Here is a 25,559-nt window from a genome sequence, read left to right on the forward strand (position 1 = left end):
GGGCGGGCGGGCGGTCAGTTGTTGATCGTCTGCACTTCCTGCACCGTCACCGGGCGGGGGTCGTCGACCTGGCCGTTGGGCAGCTGGTGGGGGCCGCCGTCCGAGCCGGTCCAGGAGATCTTCCAGGTGACGGAGGCGTCGAAGGGGAAGGGCGGGATGTTCTGGGTGGAGCGGCGGTAGGTGACACCGCACGGCGGGTCCGCTTTGGGGTCGCCGTTGTAGGCGGCGCCGACCGTGCCGTCGGGGGCGATCGCGCAGTCGCCCGACGACGGGAAGAGGGTGGCGTCGCGGGTGCCGGCGTCGATGTGGACGCCGGACGGCTCCGCCGTGGTCTCGGCCCAGATCTCCCGGCCGCCGCCGAGGTCGACGGAGGCGCGCACCTTCACCGGGGTGTACGCCTCCCTGAGCGTCACCCAGGTGGGGATGTTGACGGTCTGCCGCCCCGCCGGATTGGTGACGACCTGCACACCGGGCACACGGGTGTGGGCGAAGGCCAGCTTGGAGAGCATCTCCGCGGTGATCACGTGGTCGGCGGTCGGCGGCGGCAGTTGGCCGTTGGGCACCCAGGTGGGCCTGTTGTTGTTGCAGGACATCTGCGCCATCGGATCGGCGTCCGGATTCTCGGTCACCACCCACCACATGCCCTTGCCGGCCTCGGCGGTGTTGAAGTCCTTGTAGCCCTTGTCGCCGGGGTAGTCCAGGCCGTTCTGGTAATGGTCGAGGTCCTGGCCCATGGCGGTGCGGAACGACCCGTGCACCTGCGGCAGTTCGTCGTTGAAATTCTTCGTGTACTCGGCCTTGAACTGTTCCGGGGTGTACTTCGGCCCGAACCAGCACGGCGGCGGCGTCCAGTTGGCGTCGACCGAGACCAGCGGCTTGCCGCCGCCCTTGGGCGCGCCGGTCGGGTAGGTGATCCGGTAGCCCTGGGCGGCGGCGCTCAGATTGCCGCCGGGGTCGGTTGACCCCTTGCCGTCGCCGTCGGCCTTCGGCTTCCCCGTGTCGTCGAAGGCGTAGCCGGTGCCCGCCGTGAGCAGCACGACGAGCACGGCGAGGGGCAGTGCCCCGCGCAGTGTTCTTCCCCCGGTCACTGCTTGCATTCCAGCGCCCTCTCCTTCACGGTGATCGCCTGCGCCCGCCACAGCTGCGTGCCGGGCCTGAACAGGCTGAGAACCAGTTGGTACGAGACGTAGTTGCGGTCGTCGGCCCCGGTGACATGCGCCTTCCCGGTGGCGACCTCCTTGCTGTACAGCTTCGACTGGTCCTCGCAGAAGGTCACCTGCGCCGCCGAGTTCTTGGCGAGGAGTTTGACGACCGGCCGGTAGAAGTGGTCGGTTCCGGTGAGGGTCTTCTTCGCGTCGATGTGCAGCTGCACGTACTGCTTGGCGTAGGTGTACGCGGCACCCTGCGCGTAGGTGTTGAGCGTGGCGTCCTTGACGTTCTGCCTGACCACGCCGTGCACCATCGACTGCATGAAGTCGGCCGACGCGGTCAGCACCCCGGCCTGCGCGGCGTCCGCGGGCAGCGTCCAGTCGAAGTCGAGCCTGAGGTCGGCGGGGAGCGCGAGCGCCGGGTCGACGGTGAGCGGCGCCCCGGCCGCGCTCGGCGCCGCCGAGGTCGCGGTCGGCGCCGCGGAGGTGGTGGCCGTCGCGACCGGGGAGATCGTGCTGTCCCCGTCACCGCCCGAGCCGCCGCCGCAGGCGGACAGCGTCAGGGCGGCGGTCGCCACGAGGGCGGCGACGGGCAGTGCTGAGCGGGCTCGCATGGTCGAAGTCTCCCGATCGGTCGTACGTGGGCACCGTCGGGCGTCGGCGGGCGGCGCGCGCCGGCCCGTCCGTATGACCCCCGTGTTTTCCGGCGTCCACGGTAGCGGACCGGGGCGGCGGGCTACTCGAAGAATTTCAGGCCCCACCCGGTGTCGCTGGTCGCGCCGGGGACGTTGGCGCGGGTGTAGGTGGTGTTGCCCCACCAGCAGAAGGAGCCGGTGAACCAGTAGCGGTTGGCCCAGGAGTAGGCGGTGCCCTTGGGGACGGCGGTGAACATCAGCGGGAAGGTGGGGCCGGCCGGTGGGCTCGTGGCGATGTCGCCGTTGAGTAGGACGAAGCTGTGGCTGCCGGGGCCGTTGACGTAGAGGGTGGGGTCCCAGCCGGACATCATCGTGGCGGCGTGCGAGCCGAACAGGCAGCCGTTGGACTTGTACCAGTCCCACACGTACGTGGGGTCGCCGCCGGCCCGCAGCCGCAGATCGGCCATGCAGTACTGGTCGCTCCAGCTGCCGTTGGCCGAATAGACGATGTGCAGCTGCCCGTTGGGATCCTTGATCGCGGCCGGCGCCTCGTTGATGTACGGATTGCCGACCACACGCTCCCAGCTCTCACGCGGCTGGGAAATGATGAAGCGGGCACCGGTCGGCGTGGTGGGACTGCTCATCCGGGCGAGATAGAGATTCTGCTCGACATTGGTGTCACCCGCCCAGCCGGACCACACGAACCAGCGCTGCCCGTTGAAAGTGAAGAGATTACCGTCGATGGCCCACTTGTCGTCCGGCAGCGCCAGCTTGACGGCGGCACCGTAACCACTGTCGGCGCTGGCCGAACTGATCACATACATACGGTGGGCCGCACCGGTACCGGCCGTGAAGTAGATGTAGTAACGGCCGCCGTCGACCACGATCTCCGGCGCCCACACCTCCCCCCGCCCCGCCGTGTCCGACCAGACCTTGCGGGCGGTCGCGGAGCCGAGCGCGGCGGTGGAGGACGCCTCCCGTACGGCGATGCCGCCGCCGGAGGACTCCGCCGAGATGTACGTGCCGCCGACCCGGATGACGCTGGGGTCGGCATTGTGCACGGTGGTCTGGGAGGCGTCGGCGGTCACGGGGCAGAGCACCGAGGCGGCGGCGGCCAGCGCGGCGCAGAAGGTGACGGCCAGGGTGGTGCGGAGTCGGCGCAGCGGCGTCATGGTCCCGTCCCGTTGGTCCGGCGAACGTTCAGGAATGCGGTGCCGGTTCAGCATCCCGACCCGGTGATGGACATGTCAATAATGCGTCGGCGGTGCCGTCGTGTCGTCGAGGAAGCCGCCCGACTGGTGCTGCCAGAGCTTGGCGTAGGCCCCGTCGGCGGCCAACAGCTCCTGGTGGCTGCCCTGTTCGAGGACCCGGCCGCGGTCCAGGACGACGAGCCGGTCCATCGTCGCCACCGTGCTCAGCCGGTGCGCGACGACCAGCGCGGTACGGCCCGCCATCAGGCTCCACAGCGCTTCCTGGACCAGGACTTCGGACTCCGAGTCCAGCGCGCTGGTCGCCTCGTCGAGCAGCAGGACCGGCGCGTCGCGCAGCACCGCGCGGGCCAGCGCGACCCGCTGCCGCTGCCCGCCGGAGAGTTTGACGCCCCGCTCGCCGACCATCGTGTCGAAGCCGTCGGGCAGCGTGTCGGCGAATTCGGTGACGTGCGCGACCTCGGCGGCCCTGCGGATCTCGGCGGGGGTGGCGTCCGGCCGGGCGAAGGCGATGTTCTCGCGCAGCGTGCGGTGGAACATCGCCGGGTCCTGCGGCACGTACGCGATCAGGGCGCGCAGATCGGCCTGCCGCAGCCGGCTGATGTCCTGGCCGCCGATCGTGATGCGGCCCGCGTCCACGTCCGTCATCCGCAGCAGCAGCCGGGTCAGCGTGGTCTTGCCGCCGCCGGACCGGCCGACGAAACCGACCTTCGCGCCGCTGGGCACCGCCAGGTCGAGCCCCTGGAAGAGGGGTTCCGTGCCGCCGCCGTGGGTGAAGGTGACCCGGTCGAAGCGGACGCCGGAGCCGCGCTGCGCGAGGGGTTCCGGCCGTTCCGGATCGAGCACGGTCGGCGGTTCCAGCAGCAGTTCGGTGAACTGCGCGGCCTCCGTCATCGAGCTCTCCAGCCGCCGGTAGATCTGGTTGAACTCGAACATGATCCGCGTCGCGTTCGAGTAGTACGTGAAGGCGACCACGACCTCCTCCACGCCGTGCCGGCCGCCGCCGAGCGCGATCGCGAGCAGCAGGCCGAGTCCGTTGGTGAGCACCGACATCGGCGCGACCAAGGTGTCGATCCGCAGATTGCCGTAGTCCCACGAGCGCAGCGTCCGGCGCCGCGACTCGGCGACGCGGGACCGGTGTTCGGCCGCTTCGCGGTCCTCGGCGGCGAAGGCCCGTACGGTGTCGATGTTCATCAGGCTGTCCGCGACGTGCCCCGCCACCCGGGCGATGGCCTCCTCCCGCTCGCCGACGAGGCGCTGGCGGCGCCGGATCAGCGGGGCCACGCCGAGGCCGGTCAGCGCGATCATCGCCAACAGGCCGACGACCAGCAGCGGTTCGTACCGCCACAGCACCACCGAGCCGAACGCCAACGGGACGAGGCTGCCGATCACCGAGAAGGTCAGGGTGTCGATGAACTCCTCGAAGCGGGAGGCGAAGCTCAGCACGCGTTTGGTCAGCGACCCGGCGAAATTGTCGTGGAAGAAGGCAGCGTCCTTGGCGAACAGCTCGTCCAGGCCCACCACATAGAGGTGCTCGATGCCGAGCGCGTCCACCCGGTTGAGGCAGTGCAGCCCGATCCGCCACAGCGCCTCGGACAGCAGCAGCACCCCGGCGAAGACCAGGATGTACGGCAGCGCGCCGCCGACGGTCACGGCCGTCCGGCCGGCGGAGGAGTCGTCGGAGATCCGCCCGACGAGTTTGGCGACGGCCAGCGGTGCCACATAGCCGATGCCGGTGCTGCCGAGCGCAGGCAGCAGCATCGCCGGCAGCGTCAGCCGGCGTAATCGGGCCAACTCCCGTGCGTAGTAGCGCAGTGCGAGCAGCACCGGACCACGGCCCGGACGCTCGGTGTCGGTGTGCGGCTTGCGGGAGATCGGCGGCGCTTGCGTTTTTTGCTGCGTCTGCTGATTTTGCTGCGTCTGTGACGTGCCCATTTCGTACCGTCCCTCACATCACGGACCGGCGGGGGAACCGGAAGTGTCCCGTGGGTGCGGGGGCGGCGTCCAAGCGTTTTCGCCGCGCGGGCGCTGGGGGTACTCGGCCCGGACCGGCCGGACGACGCCTTCCGCAGGGGAATCCCGTCCGTCGTCCTCGGCACCGCTCATGGTCCGTGCCCGGGGGCCGGCCCTGGGGCGGGCCCCGGGCCGGAGGCCATGTCCTCGCGGCGCGCGAGGACCGCGCCCAGGAGGAGGCCGGCGGCGATGGCCGTCACGATCGTGACCATCTTCGTGAGGTCCTGGAAGCCGCGGACGGGGTAGCCGCCGGCGAGCGCGGTGAGGCCGCGCATGCCGAGGGAGCCGACGGTGAGGGTGAAGAAGCCGGGCAGCAGCAGGACGATCCGGGGCGGGCGGTCCGGGTGGGCGGCCAGCCATGTGGTGGCCAGGCCCAGCGCGACGGCGGCGACGAAGGTGCCGCCGACCTCCCCGATCAGCTTGGTGACACCGCTCTGCACACCGACCGTGGCGTACACCAGGAGCAGCAGCGGCCACAGCAGCCGCATCGGGACGGCGAAGGCGAGCACGGTGCCGGCCGTGAAGACGATCCAGGCCAGGAAGAGCGCCCAGCGCGGCAGGTCGCCGTCGGCGGCGACGTCGAAGAGGGCGTGCCGGGAGCGGCCGGTGATCACCAGGCCGAGCATCACGCCGAGGTAGAGCTGGACGAGCAGGAAGACCGCGTAGACCAGCCGGATCGCACCCGTGGTGAGGAAACCGGCCGCCAACTCGGCGGTCGCGGCGCTCAGATAGTCGCCGGGCACGAAGAAGAACAGCGCGGGCAGCATCAGCAGTACGGGACCGCCGTGCGCGGGTGTGCGCGCGAAGACCTCCAGGGTGACCAGCGAGACGACGGTCGCGGCCACCACCGGCAGCACCGTGGCCAGCCGCGGCGCCCGCTCGGCGGCGACGGCCAGCGTCGCGGTGATCGCGCCGAGCACCGCGCTGGTCCACACCTCGTACCAGGTGGGCTGCATCAGCGGCGCGAAGCCGACCGCGAAGAGGGTGATGCCGATCAGCCGCAGCCACCACGCGTACGGCGGCCTGGCCGAGGTGATCGCGGCCAGTTCGCGGCCGGCCGCCGCCGCGCCGACCGAGCCCGCCGAGACCCGCCCGAGCAGCGGCTTGAGCGCGACGACCTGGTCCATCCTGAAGACCTCGGGGAAGCCGCGGACGGCCACCGTCGTGGTCCGCCCGTGCGAGCCGACCGTCACGGTGGCGCCGTCCGGCACCACCACCAGGTCGGCGGTGGCGCCCAGGCCCCGCGCCGCCGACCGTACCGACGTCTCGATCTGCTCCGCGCCCTCCCCGCTGGTGCGCAGCAGCAGCCCGGTCAGCTCCTTGAGGAAGCCGACCTCTTCCTCGTGGGCTTCCTCCTGGTGGGGGCCAGTTGCCCCGGTTCTCCCGGTGTCCGCCGCGGTCACATCGGCCTCCCGCCACGGAGCTTCCGCTCGGTGCGACAGCTCGGTACCCCCAGGCTTGGTCACCCCCACCGGGTCCGCATGCCGCGTCGGCCGTCGGAGTGACGGCCGTGGGCCCGCACGTGCGGGAGCGTCGAACAGGAAAACTGCACAGGTAAACTGGACAATCCCGGCTGACGAATCTACCGTGGGCCGTATGAGCGGGATCAAAGAGCCCTCGGCGTCGGCCGTACGGGCGTCGGGCGAGGTCAGGGCCGTGATCGGGCGGCTGCGGCGGCGGATCAGGGCCGCCTCGGGCGCGGCGGACATGAGCCTGACGCAGGACTCGGTGCTGGCCAGGCTGCTGGACAACGACGGGCTGACGACCAGCGATCTGGCCGTCATGGAGGAGATGCGGCACCAGTCGATGGCGGCGACGGTCGCCGCGCTGGCCGACCGCGGGCTGGTCGAGCGGCGCCGCGACCCCGGCGACGGGCGGCGGCTGCTGATCGCGCTGACCGCCGAGGGGCGCGGGCGGGCCGCCGAGGGCCGGCAGGCGCGCGGCGAATGGCTGGCGGCCGAGCTGGACCGCAAGTGCACGGAGGAGGAGCGGCAGACGGTGATCGAGGCGATGGCGGTGCTGGGGCGACTGATCCGTGACTGAGCGGACGGCCCTGGTGCGCAAGGACAAGGACAAGGACGGCGGGCCCGCCGGGTTCGACCGGCGGCTCGTGCCGCCGATGATGCTCGGCTCGGTCCTCAACCCGATCAATTCGACGATCATCGCGGTCGCGCTCGTCCCGATCGGCCGGGCCTTCGGGGCGCCGCCGTCGCAGACCGCGTGGCTGGTGTCGGCGCTGTATCTGGCGACCGCGCTCGGCCAGCCGGTCGTCGGCCGGCTGATCGACATCTTCGGGCCGCGCCGGCTGTTCCTGCTCAGCACCGGCCTGGTCGGCGTCGCCGGGGTGGTCGGCACCCTCGCGCCGAACCTGGGCGTGCTGGTCGCGGCCCGCGTGCTGCTCGGCTTCGGCACCTGCGCCGGCTACCCGGCCGCGATGGCACTGCTGCGCAGCGAGGCCGCGCGCACCGGCAAGGACAGCCCGGCGGGCGTGCTGACCGCGCTGGCCGTCGCCAACCAGACCATCGCCGTGGTCGGCCCGCTGCTGGGCGGCCTGGTGATCGGCCTCGGCGGCTGGCGCTTCACCTTCGCGCTCAACATCCCGCTGGCCGCGGCGGCCGTCGCCCTCGGCGCGCTGCGGCTGCCGAAGCAGGGCGGGCTCGACACGGCGGCCGAGGCAGGGATCGGGTCCGGACCGGAAACCGGGTCCGCATCGGAGTCCGGGTCCGCGCCGGAGTCCGGGTCCGGGTCCGCGTCGAAGTCCGGGTCCCGGGCCGGCCGGCAACTGGCCCGGCAGATCGACCTGCCCGGCATGGCGCTCTTCGCCGCCATGCTCTTCTCCCTCCTCCTCTTCCTGATGAATCTGCACGCGAGCACCTGGTACCTGCCGGTGATCACGCTCGCCGCGGGCGCGGCCTTCGCCGTACGGGAACTGCGCGCGGCCACCCCCTTCATCGACCTGCGCGTCCTCGGCGGCAACGCGCCACTGCTGGCCACGTACGGCCGCTCGCTGGTCGCGTACGTCGTGTCGTACGCCTTCCTGTACGGCTTCACGCAGTGGACGGAGGAGGGCTACGGGCTCTCGCCGTTCCACGCGGGCCTGGTGCAGATACCGATGTTCCTGGTCGGGATCGGCGTCTCGGTCACCGTCGGACGGCGCGACGGCGTCCTCGGCAAGCTGCTGCTCGGCGCCGTCGGCCAGATCGCCGCGTGCGCGCTGATGCTCACGCTCGGCGCGGGCAGCCCGCTGTGGGCCCTCGTCCTGCTCGCCGTCGTCTTCGGCGTCCCGCAGGGCTCCAACAGCCTGGCCCTGCAGAATTCCGTCTACTTCCAGTCCGACCCGGAACGCACCGGCTCCTCCGCCGGCCTGCTGCGGACCTTCGCCTACGTCGGCTCGATGATCGCCTCGTCCGCGACCGCCGCGTCCTTCGGCGACCACGCGAGCACCGCCGGAATGCACCGCCTCGCCTGGATCATGCTCGCCGCGGGCGTGCTCTACCTCCTGATCACCGTCCTCGACCGCAGCCTCCCCCGCCTCGCGCACCGCGGCCGTACGCCGTAGGGCGCCACCGGCGTACCGACGACCTGTGCGGCGGCTCGTACGTCTCCGGCGCCCCAGCCGTCCCGGGGGCGGTCATCGGACACCGGCCCGGCCGGAAACGGACCAAGTACCGGGGTGTTGTGAACCGGTGGTTCATCCGTGGTGAACCGGGAATTCACCGCGGGCGGCCAGGTTCGGGTCCATGACTTCACGCTCCCTCTCCCGCGCGCGCAAGCGCACGCGACTCGTCATCGCGATCACCGCCACGCTCGCCGTGGCCGGCGCGGGCACGGCCGCCGCGCACTCCGCCGGATGGCTGTCGGCGCCCACCCACGACTTCGGCGCCACCGCCGACACGTATTCCGGCCACGGCAAGGTGACCGGCAATGTGCTGCGCAACGACCACGGCGCCACCGCGGTCGTCCGGCACACCGACCCGTCCCACGGCACCGCGACGGTGACCGCGGACGGCTCCTTCACGTACACCCCGACGGCCGGCTTCAAGGGCACGGACACCTTCACGTACACCACGACCGACGCCGTCCAGCTCTTCCAGGACGCGCGCTCCAACGGGCAGCCGCTGCCGCCGCTGGGCACCGTGCGGGGCCCGAACGGGACGAAGACCGAGCTGTCCGGCGAGGGTTACGGCTCCTCGCTCGCGCCGGTCCCCGGGAAGTCCGGCTGGTTCTACGGGCTGACCGACCGCGGCCCGAACGCCGACGCCCCCGACGGCAACAAGTCCGAGATGAAGCTCGACTTCACCCCGCAGATCGGTGAATTCCGGCTGGTGAACGGCAAGGCCGAGCTGGTGAAGGCCATCACCCTCAAGGCGCCGAAGCGGCTCGGCGGCACCGCGTACAACGGTCTGCCGCCGCACGACACCAAAGAGGTCATCGACGACGTCAACGCCACCAACGCCAACGGCGGCACCCCTGTGCCGCTGCCGCGCTCGGCGTACGGCTACGACTCCGAGGGCCTGGTCGCGCTGCGCGACGGCACCTTCTGGGTGTCCGACGAATACGGCCCGTACGTCACGCACTTCGACGCCAGCGGCTACGAGCTGGGCCGGCTGACCCCGTACAAGGACAGCCCGGACAACGCCTCGCACACGATCCTCGGCCATCTACCCGCCGAACTGGCCAACCGCCTGACGAACAAGGGCATGGAGGGCCTGACCGTTACCCCCGACGGCAGCACACTGGTCGGCATCATGCAGTCCGCGCTCCAGCAGCCCGACCTCGGCAGCACCAAGGCGTCCAAGGTCGCCCCGGCCCGCATCGTCACGATCGACCTGCGGACGTACAGGACCAAGCAGTATCTGTACCTGCTGGACGACCCCGCCACCACCGGTGACGCCAACAGCGAGATCACCGCGCTGTCCGGCACGAAATTCCTGGTCGACGAGCGGGACGGCAACTTCGCGCCCTTCGCGAAGAAGACGCTCTACGCCGTGGACATCAACGGCGCCACCGACGTCAGCGGCCTCACGCTCGACGGCAAGTCGCCCGAGGCGTACGTCGGCACCGCCGGCACCAACGCGACGCTCGCCGCCCTGACGAAGGCCGGCGTCAACGTCGCCCAGAAGCAGGCGCAGGTGGACGTCGGCGCGCTGGTCAGCCAACTCGACCCGACCGGCACCTTCTTCGGCCACGACAAGGTCGAGGGCGTCGCGACGGCGGACGGCGGACGCACCCTGTACCTGTCCAACGACGACGACTTCGGCATCGACTCCATCGCCGTCGACCCGGACGGCACGTGGACGGTCCACCAGAAGACCCTCCCGGCGACCGGCGCGACCGACAACGGCGAGATCCTCAAGGTCGACACGGCGAAGCTGCCCGCGGTCCTGAAGACCGTGACGGTGACGGTCCGCGTGCGCTGATCCCCCGCTGTACGCAACCGCCGCCGCCCGTCCACAGCTTGTGGACGGACGGCGGCGCGTCGGCGTACGGAACGCGCCGGCTGGAGGGCCAGGGCCTGCCGTCGACGGTCCACGCGCTGGACCGGGTCGGCGTATTTTCCGGCTCTTTTCCCGACCGGCCCGAACCGGGCGCCGCGCTGCCCGCACCGGGCAGCCGGAAAGGGCCGCGGCGCCCGTGTCGTGCGGCGGGTGCGACAGGAACGGGCAGGCGTCGGGCGGGCCGCGGGCAGGAGCGGTCAGGGAGGGGGACGGGGGCGCCGACCGGCGGAAACGCGGACCGTGGAGAGGTGTTGACGCGCCGTAGGGTGCCGTTGCGACAATGCGGCGCACGGGGAGACCGAGACGAAAGTCGCCGCGTGGTCAGCGCGTGGCGACGGGCAACGGCGCCCAGGGGGTTCCGTGATGGACGACGGCCGCCTGCGGGTGGAAACGCTCGGACCGCTGCGCGCGTACGCGGCGGACCGCGAGATCGCGCTCGGACCGCCGAAGCAGCGCGCGGTCTTCGCGATGCTGGCGCTGCGCGACGGCCGCGAGGTGTCGCGCGACCGGCTGGTGGACGGCATCTGGGGCGAGGCGGCGCCGACGACGGCGGTCGGCAGCCTGCACACGTATGTGTCCGGGCTGCGCCGGGCCCTGGCCGGTCTCGGCGAGCCGCTGGTCAGCTCGGGCACCGGCTACGCGCTGCGGCTTCCCCCGGGCGGCCTCGACGTCGCGGAGGCCGAACGGCTCGCGGCGCGGGCCCGGACGGACGCCGCGGCGGGTGACCGGGAGGCGGCGCTCGCCGCCTTCGACGCGGCGCTGGCACTGTGGCGGCCCGGCCCGGACGGCACCGCGGGCACGGTGCTCGGCGGGCTGCCGGGCGCCTTCGCCGCGGAACACCGTACGTGGGCGGCCGGTCTGCGGCTGCGGCTGGTCCGTGAGCACGCCGAACTGCTGCTGGACGCCGGCCGGCCGGCCGCCGCGGCGGACCGGCTGCGGGCGCACGCGGCGGCCCACCCGTACGACGAGGGGCTGCGGGCGCTGCTGATCACCGCGCTGAGCCGCAGCGGCAGGACCGCCGACGCGCTCACGCAGTACCACGACCTGCGCACCCGCCTCGCGGACGACCTCGGCCTCGACCCGTCGGCCGAACTGCGGGCGCTGTTCGCGTCCTTGCTGTCCGCCGGAGCGGAGCACCCCCGAGAAGCCGAGCAGCGCCGGGAAGCCGATCGCCCCCGAGAGGCCGGTCACCCCCGGGACGCGGCACCGGAATCCGCGCCCGCCGCGGCCCCGGCCGCCCCCGTACGCCCCGCCCAACTCCCGCGCGGCGTCCCCGACTTCGTCGGCCGCGAGGACGCGGTCCGGCAGGTGCTGGAGACGGCACGCGCGGCCGGCAGCGGCACAGACGGCGGCACGGGTGGCGAGGCGGACGACGGCTCACCGCGCATCGTGATGGCCGTCGGCGTCGGCGGCGTCGGCAAGACCGCGCTCGCCGTGCGCTGCGCGCACCTGCTCGCACCGGCCTACCCGGACGGCCAGGTGTACGTGAATCTGCGCGGCTTCGACCCCAAGCGCCCGGCCCGCTCCCCCGCCGACGCCCTGCACCATTTACTGACCTCCGCGCACCCGGGCGCGGTCCCGGCCGACCACGAGCAGCGGGTCGCGCTGTGGCGCAGCATCGTCCGCGACAAGCGCATGCTGATCGTGCTGGACAACGCCGAATCCGCCGACCAGGTCGAGGACCTGCTGCCGGGCGACGGCCCGTCCTTCGTGATCGTGACCAGCCGCAACCGGCTCAGCGGCCTCGCGGTGCGCTACGGCGCGCGGCGCGTGACGCTGTCCCCGCTGACGGCCGACGAGTCGCTGACGATGCTGCGCGCCGCGATCGGCGACACCCGGGTGGGCGCCGAACTCCCCGCCGCCCGGCGGATCGCCGAGCTGTGCGACCGGCTGCCGTTGGCACTGCGCATCGCCTCGGAGCAGGTCACAGCGGGCTCGCAGGCCCGGATCGCCGATCTGGCCGCCGAGTTGGAGGACGTCCGCTACCGGCTGGACGCCCTCCAGATCCCCGACGACGAGCTGTACTCCGTACGCGGCGTGCTGTCCTGGTCCTACGCCCGGCTCGACGACCGCACCGCGCACGCCTTCCGCACGCTCGGGCTGTTCCCCGGCGTCAACATCCGGGCGGAGGCGGCCATCGCGCTGCTGGACGTGCCCCCGCAGGCGGCAACGGCCGCGCTGCGCAATCTCGCCGCGCAGCACCTGATGGAGGCCACCGGCACCGGCTACTGGATGCACGACCTGACCCGGATCTACGCCGAGGAGGTCGCCCGGGACGGCGAACCGCCGCAGGTGCGCAAGGCCGCGCTGCGCCGGGTGCTGCACTGGTACGTCCGCACCCTCACCCAGGACTACAAGTCCACCAAGGTCAAACTCCCCTTCACCCTGGAGGAGCCCGCGCCGCACGCGCCGCTGCGCTTCGCCGACCAGAAGGAGCTGGTGGCCTGGTGCGTCCAGGAGTGGGACAACCTCGCGCCGCTGCTGCGCACCGCGCAGCGCGTCGGCTGCCACGACGAGGCGTGGCAGCTGGCGTATCTGCTCTTCGACTACTTCTACGCGGCCGGGCAGACCCGCGACTGGGTGGAGGTGCTGCGGCTGGGGATGCGCAGCGCCGAGATGACCGGCGACCGGCAGGCGCAGGCCGTGCTCCTCAACCACCTGGGCGTGGCGTATTCGCGGCTCGGCGACAATGACGCGGCGGTACGCGAACTGCGGCGCGGGCTGCGGCTGTTGGAGGATCTCGGCGACGATGTGCTGCGCACCAGCCTGCTCGGCAATCTGGCGTCGGTGCTCCGCGAGGCCAAGGACTACCGGGCCGCGCTGCCGTACGCCGGCCAGGCACTGGACCTCGCCCGGCGCAGCGGCCTGGACTACTACGAGGCCGGCGTCCTGGACGTGCTGTGCGAACTCCACGCGGAGCTGGGCGAGTTCGAGGACGCGCTCTGGTACGGGACGTACGGCCTGACCGCCGCCAGGCGCTGCGGGAATGTGCTGCTCGAGGCGAACATCCTGCTCAATCTGGGCGGCGCCGAGCACGGCCTCGCGCACGCCGAGAAGGCGTCGCGGTACTTCCAGGACGCCCTGGCGCTGTGCGAGTCGGGCGGCGACCACTACCACGAGGCGCTGACGCTGTTCGGCCTGGCGAAGGTCGCGCGCGCCGGGTCCGACGTCCCGGCCGCGCGCGGGCTGGCGACCCGGGCGCTGCGGCGGCTGAAGGCGCTGGGCGCCGAGGAGACCGCCGACGTCACGCTGTTCCTGCGGTCGCTGGACGAGGACGGTGCCGACGGTACGCGGCACCAGGCGGTACGGGAGCGGCCGGTACGGGGGCGAGCGCTGCCGGAGCAGGCCGTACCGGCGCGGGTGACGGCAGGCCCGCGCCGTAGCGGGCCGTATCGTCCCGCCGACCCCGTTGCCAGATGAGCACCGCCTCGACGCGGCTGCCAGCGCCGAGGGTCCGGAAGATCCGGTTGATGTGGTTCTTGACCGTCTTCTCGCTGACGTGCAGCCGCGCGGCGATCTCCGCGTTGCGCGCGCCCCGGGAGACCAGCGCCATCACCTCGTGCTGCCGCCGGGACAGCCCGGGTACGTCCCCGACGGGCTGTTCCGCGACGGCCGTCGAGGACGGACCGTGCGGCGGGACGACCGGGGCCGACGGCGGCGGCACCGTCGGAGCCGACCCGTCCACCGCGACGGCGCTGAGCCGGTATTCGGCGCACAGCCGGCGCGGCAGCGGCGCCGCCGCGTCCTCGGGCGACGGCCCGGCCACCGGCCCGTCGCCGGGCCCGACGACCACCTCGACGTACGGCAGCCGGACGAATTCGACGGCCAGGTTCTTCCGCGCGAACACCTGCCGGATCTGCGCCAGGATGTCCGGGCTCACGATGGCGATCCGCACCCGGGCGGTCTCGGCCGTCCCGGCCGTCCCGGCCGTCTCCATGGGGCCGGCCGCGGCGAGCGGTGCGAAGGCGGTGGTGGCGACTGTCATACGTCCAGCGTGGCCGTGCCCTCTTCAGGAATTCTTCGCGTCCGGTCCAGACCCGGGACCGGCCGCGGCGGCCGTCTGAAGCGGCTCCTGCTCGGCGAGTTGGGCCAGCACCTCCTCCTCGGTCGGCACGTCGACCCGGTTCGACCAGCGCAGCGTCGTGACGATCATGTCGAAGAGCAGCATCACCGCCTGCACGGGCTCGGCGTCGACATCGCCGTCGGTGAGCACGGTGAAGGTCAGCAGCCCCCAGGTGCCGGGCGCGTCCGGGTTGGAGACGTAGTACGACACCCGCCAGGACGGCGCCTTGCGCTCGATGCGGCCGCTGCTCACGACGGACGCGACCCGTACGGCGGGGGCGCCGCCGATCTCCAGATAGCTGCCGTCGTCGCCCGCGTCGGCGAGGATCGAGGCGAGCAGCCGCTCCGCGTCCTCGGCCTCGTCGTCGCCCTCGATCACCGTCACCAGCATCGATCCGGGCAGCCGCACCCCGCTGAACTCCTGGAGCGGCAGCAGCACCGAGCGGGCGTTCTGCCGCGCGGCCTCCTCAGTCGCGGCCGTCAGCTCCTTGTGCAGCATCCGGCGCCAGGGGCCCGCCGAGTCGCGCGGCAGCGAATCCGGCACGTGGTGCCTGATCACCTCGTCGACCACTTTGCGGCGCAGCGTCGCCGTACCGGGGGCGGTGGGGATCTGCACCCAGCCGTCGGGCACGACCAGTTCGAAGTCGATCACCGTTCGCTCCCCTCGTGCGACGGCAGCAGACCGAGCCGGGCCGGGCCCGAACCCGCCTGCGGGGCACAGTCGTTGGCGATCTGCTGCATCAACTGCTCCACTCCCGCGCCGATCAGCGCCATCAGCCCCATGTCGAGCACGATCGTGGTCAGCAGCACGTCGGAGCTGACGCTCGGGGCGCCGTCGGCCGGCGGCACGTCGAGCCGCATCGCCGCGTCGGCCCGGCCGAAGGCGGCGCCCTCGGGGGTGCGGCCGAGCGCGAAGACCTGCACACCGTCGCCGATCGGCGTGGTGACGTAGTCGACGGTCGGCGGCCGGGTGTCGCTGTCCCGTCCCGCCGCACCGACCACGTCCATCAGATAGTTGGGGTCCTCGCCGCGGGGCCGCCGGAATTCCACCACGACCGGGACCGGCGCCCAGCGGGGCCGGCCCTCGACGAAGGCCGCGCCCCACGCCAGCCGTGCCCACGCGGGCAGTTGGCCGGCGCGCCGCATCAGCCACTCGGCGGCGCCCCGCCCCACCATGTCGGCGGTGAAGGGGAACGCGACGCCCGCCTCGGCGGGCCAGGACTGCCGGGCGGCGGCCAGGCCCTCGGCGGTCCAGTCCGCGAAGAGGTCCACCATGTGCGCGGTCCAGGCCGCGTGGTCGGGGTCGTCGGGGCCGATCTTCGGCACCCACTCCCAGTGCCAGGGCAGTTCCCGCGTCCCGTCGGCCGTCCCAGCACCTGCGGCGGACGATCCGGTCACGGGCCCGGGCCCGGATTCAGTGGCGGACTCGCTCATCAGGCCGTCACCCCCGGCGGGTTGACCGCGGGGATCCAGCCCATCAGGCGCCCGCCGGTGTAGATCAGGCCGCCCATGCCGAAGGCGCCGTTGAGGCCGCCCCACACGTACCAGAGCGGCGAGATCTTCCCGCCGACCGCCGCCATGATCGCGGACAGGTCGCGGAAGCCGCTGAGGCCGCCGATGACGCCCGCCCAGTCCTTGACGAAGTTCAGCGGGTCGGTGAAGAGCTTCCCCCACATCGCGCCCGCGCCCTTGAACTGCATGCCGGCCGACTCCCAGAAGCCGATCTCCGGGGTGATCGCGCCGAATTTGCCCAGCAGCCAGTTGGTGGCGGGGTTGTTGAACCAGTCGGACATGTTGGTCCAGCCGGTCGCCGGGTTGACGGGGATGACGAAGTCGCCGGGGACGGTGTTGACGCCGGAGACGACGCTCGGCCCGGTGCGTACGCCGCCGGCCGCCGGTCCCATCGGCTGGAGTTCGATGGGGGCGCCAGGACCCCAGTGCAGCTGCGGCGGGTTGGTGGTCACCGGGCGCGGGCGGCCCGCCAGATTGCCCAGTGTCTTGGCCGCGTTGGCCAGGCCCTTGGCGGCCAGCGACGCGATGGCGCCGAGGCCGGCCAGGCCCAGGCCCACCGCGCCCAGGATGACGTCGACGACGCTGCCCTTGCCGTCCGCGTACAGCACGATGTTGGCGACAAGGGTGATCGCCCCCGCGACGACCCCCGCGATGATCAGCGCGTTCACCCCCGGGATCAGGATCGCGAGGACGCCGAGGATCATGCCGATGATGGCGAAGATCTGGCTGATCTTGGCCATGACGGCGTCCAGCTTGTCCTTCCAGGAGTCGGTCAGGCCGTCGTCGTACTTCTTGCAGTTGACGGCGTCGCCGAAGCGCTTGCCCGCCACATTCAGGGCGTTCAGGGCGTTGTTCAGCCGGTTCTTGGCCGCCGTGAGCTTGCCGTCGGCGGCGTCGGTGGCCTTGGTCTTGTCGGTGCCCTTCTGCTGCTCCTCGGGGGTGACCGTGCCGTCGTCCTTCTTCTGCGGGTCCGGCATGGCCTTCGCCTTGGTCTGGTCGTTCCTGGCCTCCTCGGCGTCGTCGCGCGCCGCCGCGGTCTCGGTCAGGCCCTGTTCCAGGTCCGGCTGGTACTTCTTGATCTCCTCGGCGACGTCGTGGTAGCGCACGGCGGCCTTGGTGAGGCTGTCCTTGACGGTGCCCGCCTCGGACTTGAGGCCCTCGACGTACTGGCCCGCCAGGCTGTCGCTGTTGGTGTCGACGATCCGCTGGAGCTTGGTGATCGCGTCGTCGATGGTGTCGGCGATGTGCTGGTAGCGGGTCTGCGCGCCGCTGACCACGTCGAGGTCGGCGTGGACGGGGTCCGAGTCCAGGTCCAGCGGCGACCAGTCGAGATGTCTGACGGACATGCGTGCTTCCTCCTCCTCGAACTCCTCGGACGTCCCGGTGCTCAGGCGTCCTTGAACGTGTCCAGCAGCTGCTGGTCCGCCTGCGCCCACGCCTCGTCGACCTTGGACACCTTGTCCCGCAGGCTCTTCATGCTCTTGACCATGTCGTCGCGGTGGACGGTCCAGTTGTCGGCGAAGTCGCCCATCGAGAGGTTGGCGTTGAGCTGGCCCCACAGGCCCTTGTCGTCGTTCTGGAAGTCCAGCGCGCCCTCGAACTGGCCGATCAGCTCGCCGAGGTCGTTCGCCAGGGCCTGGAGGTCCTGCACCACGAGGTCTGCCATCACCGCTCCGGGGTGTCGGGGGCGGGCGCGGGCCCGCCGGTCTGGTCACCGGCCGGTGCCGGTGAGGGGATCTGGGCGGGCAGCACACTGCCGCTGCCCAGGTGGACCAGGGCCGCGCCGGGCACGACGCGGGAGGCGAGCTGCGAGCGGGACAGCCGTACGCCCACCAGGTCGCCGTCGTTGAGGGTGGGCGGCGACAGCAGGGCGCCGCGCCGGTTGCGCTTGACCTCCGACTGCCAGCCGGAGAAGCCCATCGCGACGGAGGCGACGTCGCCGCCGAGGATCACCCCGCGCTTCGCGCCGGCCGCCTTCTTCACGAACGCCTTCAGCCAGTCCCGGCAGGGCAGGTCGCGCCAGGTCTCGGCGTCGTCCACGACCAGGACGACCGGGCCCTCGCCGGGGTCGAGCAGATCGGCGAACTCCCTTTCCGCGGGCGCGTCCGCGGTGATGACACCGCGCACGCCCGTCCGGCCCGCGAACGCCCGCAGCGGGGAGTTGAGCGGGGCGCCGATCACGACCTCGGTGCCGCCGCGCAGCAGCGACTCCGTCATCACGCTCAGCGCCGTACTGCGGCCCGAGCGCGAGGGGCCCGCGACCAGGAACGTCGGCTGATCCCCCATCAGATCGGCGCCGACCGGCTCCAGATCGTCGCCCGCGACGCCCAGCAGCGCCCACATCGGGCCGGGTTCGGCCTCCAGCATGTCCCACGCCTGCGCGAAGGACAGCTGCGTGGGCAGTACCGCGATCCGGTTGGGGCGGGCCGACTTGGGGACGTCGGCCTCGCGTGCGGTGAGCCGGGCGCCGAGCGCGTGGACGGCGGCGGCCTGCGCGGGGCCCGCCGGGTCGTCGGCGATCAGGCCGACCTGTGTCTCGACGGCGCTGCCCGCGCGGTAGCCGCGGCCGGGCGGCAGATTCTCCGGGATCTTGCGGGAGTTGAGGCCCGCGAGGCCCGCGTCGCTGCGGTCGGAAAGGCGCAGCACGAGCTTGTCGTCGCACAGCGAACTCATCCGGCCGCTGAGCAGCATGTTGTCGCCCGCGACCACCAGGTGCACACCGGCGCTGGCGCCCTCGCGGTGCAGGGTCTGCACCAGATTGGTGAGCGCGCCGCCGTCGTATTCGCTGAGGGTGCCCATGAAGCCCTCCCAGCGGTCGAGCAGCAGCACGATGTGCGGGAGGCGTTCGCCGGTCGGGCGGGCCGCGCGCTGTTCGGTGATGTCGGCGAACCCGCCCTCGCCGAGCAGGCGTTGCCGGGACTGCACCTCGGCGTGCAGCCGCTTGAGCAGCCGGGCGGCCCGGTCGGTCTCGGTGCGCTGCACCACCGCGCCGCAGTGCGGCAGCCGGGTCAGCGGCAGCAGTGCGCCGTTGCCGCAGTCGAGCCCGTACAGGTGCAGGTCCGCGACGGTGGACTGGCTGGCCGCGGCGGCGGCGAAGGTGCGCAGCGCCATGGACCGGCCCGAGCGCGGGGCGCCGATGATGTGCAGATGGCCGAAGGTCGCCAGGTCCACGGTGACCGTCTCCTGGCGCTGCCGCATCGGCAGGTCCTGGATGGCCCAGGAGAAGGACGGGTCCTTGCCCGAGCCGCGTTCGGGGTCGGCGGACAGGTCGACCACCGCGGACAGCGGCAGCGGCGGCAGCCAGGGGCGGCGCTGCGCGGGGACGCCCACCATGTCGTTGGCCTGGCCGATCGCGGAGACCAGCACGGTCAGGTCGGTGATCTCGTCGGTCTCGGCGACGGTGTGCGGGCGCTGCGGCGCGGGCAGCCCGAGGTCCAGCCAGGACACCGGCCGCAGGAAGGGCACGGCGGTCGCCGCGCCCCGGTCGGCGACCGGCCGCCTGCCGCCCACCCGCCCGGTCTGGAACGGGATCAGCGAGGAGTGCCCGAGGCGGGCGTAGGCGCGGCCCGGGGTGGCGGCGGTGATGCCGGCGGCCTCGCGCGCGTCGATGACGTCGGTCGACTCGCCCGCGTCGGTGACGCGCAGCGCCACCCGCAGATTGGTGTTGGCGCGGATCTCCGCCGACACCACACCGGACGGGCGCTGCGTGGCCAGGATCAGGTGGATGCCCAGCGAGCGGCCGCGCTGGGCGATGTTCACCAACCCGGTGACGAAGTCGGGCAGTTCACGGGCCATGGAGGCGAATTCGTCGATGACGATGAGCAGCCGCGGGATCGGGGTGAGGCCGGGGCGGCGGGCCGCGTAGTCGAGGTAGTCCTCCAGGTCCTTGGCGCCGGCCGCCGCCAACAGGTGCTCGCGGTGGGTGAGTTCGGCGCTCAGCGAGGTCAGGGCGCGCTCGACGAGATGCGGGTCGAGGTCGGTGACCAGGCCGACGGTGTGCGGCAGGTCGACGCAGTCCTTGAACGCGGCGCCGCCCTTGTAGTCGACCAGTACGAACGTCATGGCGTCCGGGCGGTTCGCGACGGCGAGCGAGGCGACCAGCGTCTGGAGGAATTCCGACTTGCCGGAACCGGTGGTGCCCGCCACCAGGCCGTGCGGGCCGTGGTTGACCAGGTCGAGGGCGAAGGGGCCGTTCAGCGAGTAGCCGACGACCGCCTTCGTACCGCGGCCGGACGAGCGCCAGCGGGCCGCGATCGCGGCGGGCGACGGGTCCTCCAGGCCCAGGATCTCCAGCAGCCGGGCGGATCCGGGCAGCGCCGCGTCGCCCTGGCTCTCGCTGACGTCGCGCAGCGGCGCGAGCCGGCGTCCGGCCGCCGCGTACCAGCTGTCGGGGACCTCGTCGGCGACGATGCCGTCGATCCGCGCGGCGCGCTGCCGCCGTACCGACGCCGGGCGTCCGGCGCCGCCGACCACGACGGTCGCGCACTCCTCGGGCAGGGTGCGCTCGTCGGCGTCCACGCAGATGCTGTAGACGCCGACCGCCGGGCCCTCCTGGAGGATCGCCACCACACCGGGCAGCGCGCGCAGCCGCCGCGCCCCGTCCATCAGCACCACGACGTCGGGGTCGGCGAAGGCCGCGCCGGCGCCCGCGTTGAGCCGGGCCTGCTGGCGTACGTGGATGAGTTCGGTGAGTTCCGCGACGCGGCGGCCGAGGGTCTCGGCGTCGGCGCCCATCAGGGACAGGGCCTGCTGGCCGAGCATCGGCCGGGAATGCGGCAGCCACGCCGCCCACTCCCACAGCGCCTCACCCGCCGGGTCGGTCAGCACGTACAGCTGTACGTCACGCGGGCTCTGGAGGACGGCGAGCTGGCCGGTGAGCCAGCGCGCCATGTGCCGGGGCCAGCCGTCGGGGCCGACGACGCCGACGACACCGGCCTCCGCGACGGAGAAGGCCGCGGGCACGTCGGGGGCGGCGCGCAGGTCGCGAGCCCGGCGCTGGCCGTCGCCCTGTTCGACGGCGATCGCGGTCGGCAGGTCGGCGATGCCGACCCTGACCAGCAGATGGTCGGGGTCGGTCCTGCGGCGCTCCCACAGCCGGGCGCGCGGCCCGGTGGCGATCACCAGCAGCTCGGCGGGGTCGGGGCTCGCCGACCTGCGGTCGAGGCGTTCCTGGTCGAGCGCGGCGGCGATGTCCGCCTCGGTCGCCGCCAACTGGGCGTTGTACTCGGCGACTTGGCGGCGGTGACTGATCCGGCCCTGGCGCCGCCCGCTGTACCAGCTGCCGAGCATCATCACCGGTGACATCGCCGCGAACATCAGGAACATCACATTGTGGAAGAGCATCGCGATGACGGCGCCGAGCACGGCGGGCAGCGCCGCCGTCAGCCACGGCATCGCGTTCAGCGCGGGCGGCCGGGGCTGGGCCGGCAGCCGGAAAGCGGTGTGCTGCACCGGGGGCAGCAGGCGCGGCGGCCGGTTGTAGTCCAGATACTCGCCGTCCGGCGAGGGTTCCACGACGGCGTCCGGGCGCAGCAGCGGGTGCGCCTCCAAGAAGGTGTCGCCGAGGAGGAGTTGGGCCGTCTCCGGCCACGGCACGTCGTGGTCGGGCAGCGCGGCGCGGTCCAGCCGCGCGGAGTGCCCGACGGCCCGCAGCCGTACGGCCGCGCCGAGCGAGATCCGTACGACGGCGGCCGTCGACGGCTGTTCGCCGCCCACGTCCACCTGGCAGTCGGGGCCCGAGCCGACGCGGTACTCGCCCGCGCCGAGGTACCAGACCCGTCCGGCGCCCGTGCCCGCCACCGCCCGGACGGTCACCAGGCCCTCGGGCGCGGCCTCGGCGGGCCCCGGCGCGTCCAGCCACAGCACGGTGCCGTCGTGGATGCCGCTGCCGGCCAGCGGCAGCGACAGGTCGAGCGGCCGGTCGGCCAGGTAGACGGCGGGGGCTCCGACACCGGGGCCGCCGTTCGGGATCACGGCCGCCGGGGGCCGGTCGCCGTCGAGGCTGTCCAGCAGATTCTTGACGACGTCGCGCAGCGGTGTGGTGGGATCGGCGTCCACCGCGACGTCGGCCGACCAGTCGGGGTGCCGGGCAATGGTGATCATCATGGGCATGTGCCCACCCCCTCCTGGGTCGGCCGCACGCGCGGCGGCTCGGCTGCTGCGGGTGCCGCTACTTCTGGTTGAGCGAACCGGCGAGCTGGGTGTCCATGTCCTGCATCGCGTCCACGGCCTTGTCGAGCCAGGACGAGAGCTGGTCCAGCGTCTCCATGGCCTGGTTCGCCGACGTGACGAACTCGGTGTGCACCTCGTCGAAGCGGCCCGACGCCTGGTCCGTGACGAACCCGGAACCGGTGAGGGTGTCGACGATGTTCTTGCACTCGGTGAGCTTCTGGTCGATGTCGGCCTTGTTGTTGCGCATCTTGCTCGCGCTGTCCGACATCTCCTGGTACGTGATGTTCAGATTCGTCATGGTGCGTCCCTTCTGACGTTGCCGGGCCTGCCGGTACGCGGCGGCACGCTTGGCACGGACGCCGCCGATGCTAGGAACGCCGCCGAGCGCCGGTCCAGGGCCCGCGCCCGCACTTGGGCCCAGGGGCCCAACGGGCCGCCGCCTGCGGGGAGTCGGCGTTGACACCCCCGGGCGCGGGCGACGACGGTGCTCAGCGGGCCGACGCGTGCGGGCCGGCGACGGTGCTCAGCGGGCCGACACGCGCGGGCCGACACGCGGGCCGCGCGGCCCGGCTTCCGTACGTGCCGGCCCTGACGGCTCTGACGGCCACGACGGCCGTGCCGACGGTGACGACGCGTCGGTGCAGACGATGCGAGCGAAGGAGTTCCTGGTGACCCCGCCGACCCGAACCGCCGATCGTCCTGCCCGCCGCGCCAACTGGGCCGCGCGGCTGCGCCGTTCGCGGCGGACCGGGCCGGGCCCGGCCGCCGACCGGCGCGCCGACCACGGTCTGTGGACGGTCGACCGGGTGATCCGCGTCCTGGCCACCGCGTGCGACCGGGAGAACCGGCCGGTGCCGGTGGCCCATGTGGTGGTCGTCGGCGCCGAGTCGGTCCGCTTCCATCTGCGCACCCCCGACCAGCGCCCGCCGGCCGGATGGACCGCCGACCAGGACGGGCGCGTCTGGCAGGCGCCGTTGCGCCGGCTGCAGAGCGCGGGCGTCGCCGAGTCGCTGGCCGACCCGTACCCGCGTCTTGTGCCGCTCGGCCGCACCAGCGAGGGCTTCGTGCTGCTCAACCTCGGGCAGGCGGGCGGCCTGATCGGCCTGGAGGGCGACGCGCGCACGGCCAGGGCGCTGGCCCAGGACTGGGCGCACGAACTGGCCACGAGCCCGTGGTCGCGGGACGTACGGGTGGTGAAGGTCGGCTTCAAGTCCGCGGCGGAGGCGGGTGGTTCGGCGGGACCGGAGGCCACGTCCGAGAGTGCTCCCGAGGAACCGGCGGACGCCGCCGCCGAGTTGGACGAAGGGCCCGGCGGGGTGCTGGTGCTGGCCGCGCCGCCCGGCGGGCGGGACCGCGAGCGCTACCAGCGGCTGGCCGACGAGGCGGGCGGCCGCTGGGCGGTCGTCGTCGTGGGCCGCACCGACCAGCCGCGCTGGCGGTTCACCGTCGACGCCGCCGGATACGTGGACACCGGTCTGCTGGACGAGCGGGTGGCGCACCACCCGGACGCGCCCGTGGAGCCGCCGCCCGTGCCCGTCGAGGCCGCCGCCGCGCCGGACGCCACCGTGGGCGGCCGCACCGCCCGTACGGGCCGCGCCGTCACCCGGCGCCGGGCCGTCATCGCGGGCATCGTCGCCGTGGTGTGCCTCGGGGGCGCGGGCATGGGCATCGCGCTCGGCACCTCCGGCTCGTCCTCCGAGCCGGTCGCGCACGCCGCCGGCACCACGGCGGCGGAGACGCCGTCGGCGGGCGGGACCGCCGACTCGCCCTCGGCGCAGGCCCCTTCGGCGACGGCACCGACCACGGCGGCGGGTGCGTCCGTACCGCCGTCCGCGGGGAACGGGCCCGGGAACGGCACCGGAACCGGGACGGCGGGCGGCTCGGGCAAGACGCCGGGCGCCCCCTTCAAGAACCCCGCCTCGGGCAAGTGCCTGAGCGCGACGGCGGGTACGGACGGTACGCCGCTGGTGCTCGCCGCCTGCGACGGCAGTGATGTGCAGCGCTGGCACATCGCCCCGGACGGCACGATCCAGGTCAAGGGCCTGTGCATGGACGCCGCGTGGGGCGCCACGACGCCCGGCACGGTCGTCCAGGTCGCCAACTGCAGCGGCAATGTCGCGCAGAAGTTCGCGATGCGCGGCGACACCGTCTACTCCAAGAACGCCTCCCTGTGCGTGAGCGTGCTGGGCGGCGGCACCGGGATCCGCCTGGAGCCGTGCGGCTCCGGCGGACCCCAGACCTTCAAGCGGCGCTGAGTTCCTTCGCCTCGGGGCTCAGCCCACCGCCTTCCAGTGCGTGTACGGCGTGACCATCTGATAGCTGCGGGTCGGGCAGTAGAACGCGCCCGCGCCCGAGTCGTAGTGCGTGTCGGAGTTGGCCGAAGTGGCCGCCGACCAGGTGCCGTTGACCCGTACGGAGATGCCGGACGACTCGAAGGTCAGGCCCGCCATGTCGGTGCAGGACGACGCCTGGCCGTTGGACCCGACGGTCGAGTACAGCTCCTCGATGTCCCAGCCGTCGGTGCGGCCCGACTGATTGGTGCCGGACTGCGTGAACAGCGTGTCCCAGCGGCCGGTGGAGTAGTTCCACAGCGCCGCGGACCACGTGTTGTTCGCCGCGTTCGTCCTGATCACCCGGCCGGTGTAGGCGCCACTGCCGCCGGTGTACGTGGTCAGGAAATTGCTGTCGATCGGTACGGACGCGGCGAAGTTGACGCTGCGGCACCAGTCCCAGGCGGAGACGGAGCGCACCGACCGCGTGTACACCGTCACCAGCTCCACGCAGGAGCCGCCCGGCGGGTACATCGTCGGCGTGTAGATCGTCGTGCCGCTGTCGTGCACGGTCAGCGTCGTGGACACCGACTGTGTCGCGCACGAACCGTCCGCTCCGGACAGCGACTTGAAGGACGTGCCCTGCGCCGGATGGATGTCCAGCAGCGGCTTGACCGCCGTGGCCCGCACACCGAGCGGCCCCTTGCCGGCGATGCCGCTTCCGCTTCCGCCGTACTGCGCCCGGTGCTGCGCGGTGAGCCCGCCCAGCTCCTCCCGCACCTGCGCCGCGGGCAGCGCCCCGCTCACCGTCCGCCCGGACACCGCGGCCGAGTTGCAGGCCGCGGCCGCCGGCGCGGCCACCCCGTCCTCCCCCGCCCCCGCCGCGGCGGCCGTCCCCAGCCCCGCACCACCCAGCACCAGCGCCGCACTCGCGGCGAACACAGCCGCCGTTGACCTCAGACTTCGCACGCTCATCCGATCCTCTCGGGGCTCATGGGACGCCTGTGACACCAGGCGCATCGTGTCCATGACAATCCATGAG

General features: G+C 72.8%; 17 protein-coding genes and 1 pseudogene. 5 read left to right on the forward strand and 13 right to left on the reverse strand.

Annotation, left to right across the window (positions count from 1 at the left end; translation table 11 throughout):
• Positions 1 to 14 precede the first annotated feature (14 nt).
• The 5 genes from BM076_RS02985 to BM076_RS03005 all read right to left on the reverse strand — a co-directional run bounded on the left by BM076_RS02985 (position 15) and on the right by BM076_RS03005 (position 6,407).
• Entirely contained in the window at positions 15 to 1,097 is a 1,083-nt protein-coding gene (locus BM076_RS02985; RefSeq protein WP_143120511.1) for a hypothetical protein, read from the reverse strand.
• On the reverse strand, positions 1,085 to 1,762 hold the full coding sequence (locus BM076_RS02990; protein ID WP_093711773.1) for a hypothetical protein: 678 nt from the start codon (positions 1,760 to 1,762) through the stop codon (positions 1,085 to 1,087). Before BM076_RS02990 ends, BM076_RS02985 begins: the two co-directional genes overlap by 13 nt.
• Before the next feature lie 122 nt (positions 1,763 to 1,884).
• Positions 1,885 to 2,955, reverse strand: a complete 1,071-nt coding sequence (locus BM076_RS02995; RefSeq protein WP_093711774.1) for a glycoside hydrolase family 43 protein — start codon at positions 2,953 to 2,955, stop codon at positions 1,885 to 1,887.
• A 75-nt stretch (positions 2,956 to 3,030) separates the two neighbouring features.
• On the reverse strand, positions 3,031 to 4,818 hold the full coding sequence (locus BM076_RS03000; protein ID WP_245795740.1) for an ABC transporter ATP-binding protein: 1,788 nt from the start codon (positions 4,816 to 4,818) through the stop codon (positions 3,031 to 3,033).
• Positions 4,819 to 5,093: 275 nt separating this feature from the next.
• Complete coding sequence (locus BM076_RS03005; RefSeq protein WP_245795685.1) at positions 5,094 to 6,407, reverse strand: threonine/serine exporter family protein; 1,314 nt, start codon at positions 6,405 to 6,407, stop codon at positions 5,094 to 5,096.
• Positions 6,408 to 6,600: 193 nt separating this feature from the next.
• Here BM076_RS03005 and BM076_RS03010 point away from each other — a divergent pair, with 193 nt between their 5' ends.
• From BM076_RS03010 to BM076_RS03025, 4 genes are all read left to right on the forward strand, one after another.
• The gene (locus tag BM076_RS03010; RefSeq protein WP_093711777.1) at positions 6,601 to 7,047 is read left to right on the forward strand and encodes a MarR family winged helix-turn-helix transcriptional regulator; all 447 of its coding nucleotides are present in this window, start codon (positions 6,601 to 6,603) and stop codon (positions 7,045 to 7,047) included.
• 76 nt (positions 7,048 to 7,123) lie between these two features.
• Positions 7,124 to 8,563, forward strand: a complete 1,440-nt coding sequence (locus tag BM076_RS03015) for an MFS transporter (RefSeq protein ID WP_093712191.1) — start codon at positions 7,124 to 7,126, stop codon at positions 8,561 to 8,563.
• Between the two features lie 181 nt (positions 8,564 to 8,744).
• On the forward strand, positions 8,745 to 10,424 hold the full coding sequence (locus BM076_RS03020) for an esterase-like activity of phytase family protein (RefSeq protein ID WP_093711778.1): 1,680 nt from the start codon (positions 8,745 to 8,747) through the stop codon (positions 10,422 to 10,424).
• Positions 10,425 to 10,865: 441 nt separating this feature from the next.
• Complete coding sequence (locus tag BM076_RS03025) at positions 10,866 to 13,922, forward strand: AfsR/SARP family transcriptional regulator (protein WP_093711779.1); 3,057 nt, start codon at positions 10,866 to 10,868, stop codon at positions 13,920 to 13,922.
• A 10-nt stretch (positions 13,923 to 13,932) separates the two neighbouring features.
• Here the strand turns inward: BM076_RS03025 and BM076_RS37225 are convergent.
• From BM076_RS37225 to BM076_RS03060, 7 genes and pseudogenes are all read right to left on the reverse strand, one after another.
• A pseudogene (locus tag BM076_RS37225) lies at positions 13,933 to 14,487 on the reverse strand (helix-turn-helix transcriptional regulator); the annotation flags it as partial.
• Positions 14,488 to 14,511: 24 nt separating this feature from the next.
• The gene (locus BM076_RS03035) at positions 14,512 to 15,216 is read right to left on the reverse strand and encodes a hypothetical protein (protein WP_093711781.1); all 705 of its coding nucleotides are present in this window, start codon (positions 15,214 to 15,216) and stop codon (positions 14,512 to 14,514) included.
• Positions 15,213 to 15,998 (reverse strand): hypothetical protein, encoded by a 786-nt coding sequence (locus BM076_RS03040; RefSeq protein ID WP_143120512.1) that lies wholly within the window; start codon positions 15,996 to 15,998, stop codon positions 15,213 to 15,215. Before BM076_RS03040 ends, BM076_RS03035 begins: the two co-directional genes overlap by 4 nt.
• Positions 15,998 to 17,422 carry a hypothetical protein gene (locus tag BM076_RS03045; protein WP_093711783.1) on the reverse strand — a complete coding sequence of 475 codons (1,425 nt, stop codon included), beginning with the start codon at positions 17,420 to 17,422 and terminating at the stop codon, positions 15,998 to 16,000. Before BM076_RS03045 ends, BM076_RS03040 begins: the two co-directional genes overlap by 1 nt.
• 41 nt (positions 17,423 to 17,463) lie before the next feature.
• Positions 17,464 to 17,742, reverse strand: a complete 279-nt coding sequence (locus BM076_RS03050) for a hypothetical protein (protein WP_093711784.1) — start codon at positions 17,740 to 17,742, stop codon at positions 17,464 to 17,466.
• A complete protein-coding gene (locus BM076_RS03055; protein ID WP_093711785.1) occupies positions 17,742 to 22,187 on the reverse strand; it encodes an FtsK/SpoIIIE domain-containing protein in 4,446 nt (1,481 codons plus the stop codon). The genes BM076_RS03050 and BM076_RS03055 overlap by 1 nt, the downstream gene beginning before the upstream one ends.
• Positions 22,188 to 22,245: 58 nt before the next feature.
• Complete coding sequence (locus BM076_RS03060) at positions 22,246 to 22,545, reverse strand: WXG100 family type VII secretion target (RefSeq protein WP_093711786.1); 300 nt, start codon at positions 22,543 to 22,545, stop codon at positions 22,246 to 22,248.
• Positions 22,546 to 22,915: 370 nt separating this feature from the next.
• Between BM076_RS03060 and BM076_RS03065 the strand changes: the two genes are divergently transcribed.
• Positions 22,916 to 24,502 carry an RICIN domain-containing protein gene (locus tag BM076_RS03065; RefSeq protein WP_093711787.1) on the forward strand — a complete coding sequence of 529 codons (1,587 nt, stop codon included), beginning with the start codon at positions 22,916 to 22,918 and terminating at the stop codon, positions 24,500 to 24,502.
• An 18-nt stretch (positions 24,503 to 24,520) separates the two neighbouring features.
• Here BM076_RS03065 and BM076_RS03070 read toward each other — a convergent pair whose 3' ends face one another.
• Positions 24,521 to 25,459, reverse strand: a complete 939-nt coding sequence (locus BM076_RS03070; RefSeq protein ID WP_093711788.1) for a hypothetical protein — start codon at positions 25,457 to 25,459, stop codon at positions 24,521 to 24,523.
• Between the last annotated feature and the right edge of the window lie 100 nt (positions 25,460 to 25,559).

This window comes from Actinacidiphila alni (genome assembly GCF_900112845.1).
Classification (GTDB): domain Bacteria; phylum Actinomycetota; class Actinomycetes; order Streptomycetales; family Streptomycetaceae; genus Actinacidiphila; species Actinacidiphila alni.

Bases quoted from the DNA above. Each gene is read 5' to 3' on its own strand.
- BM076_RS03050 (WP_093711784.1), bottom strand. From the start codon at position 17,742: ATGGCAGACCTCGTGGTGCAGGACCTCCAGGCCCTGGCGAACGACCTC.
- BM076_RS03055 (WP_093711785.1), bottom strand. From the start codon at position 22,187: ATGCCCATGATGATCACCATTGCCCGGCACCCCGACTGGTCGGCCGAC.
- BM076_RS03010 (WP_093711777.1), top strand. From the start codon at position 6,601: ATGAGCGGGATCAAAGAGCCCTCGGCGTCGGCCGTACGGGCGTCGGGC.
- BM076_RS03025 (WP_093711779.1), top strand. From the start codon at position 10,866: ATGGACGACGGCCGCCTGCGGGTGGAAACGCTCGGACCGCTGCGCGCG.
- BM076_RS02990 (WP_093711773.1), bottom strand. From the start codon at position 1,762: ATGCGAGCCCGCTCAGCACTGCCCGTCGCCGCCCTCGTGGCGACCGCC.
- BM076_RS03015 (WP_093712191.1), top strand. From the start codon at position 7,124: ATGATGCTCGGCTCGGTCCTCAACCCGATCAATTCGACGATCATCGCG.
- BM076_RS03040 (WP_143120512.1), bottom strand. From the start codon at position 15,998: ATGAGCGAGTCCGCCACTGAATCCGGGCCCGGGCCCGTGACCGGATCG.
- BM076_RS02995 (WP_093711774.1), bottom strand. From the start codon at position 2,955: ATGACGCCGCTGCGCCGACTCCGCACCACCCTGGCCGTCACCTTCTGC.
- BM076_RS03060 (WP_093711786.1), bottom strand. From the start codon at position 22,545: ATGACGAATCTGAACATCACGTACCAGGAGATGTCGGACAGCGCGAGC.
- BM076_RS02985 (WP_143120511.1), bottom strand. From the start codon at position 1,097: ATGCAAGCAGTGACCGGGGGAAGAACACTGCGCGGGGCACTGCCCCTC.
- BM076_RS03045 (WP_093711783.1), bottom strand. From the start codon at position 17,422: ATGTCCGTCAGACATCTCGACTGGTCGCCGCTGGACCTGGACTCGGAC.
- BM076_RS03020 (WP_093711778.1), top strand. From the start codon at position 8,745: ATGACTTCACGCTCCCTCTCCCGCGCGCGCAAGCGCACGCGACTCGTC.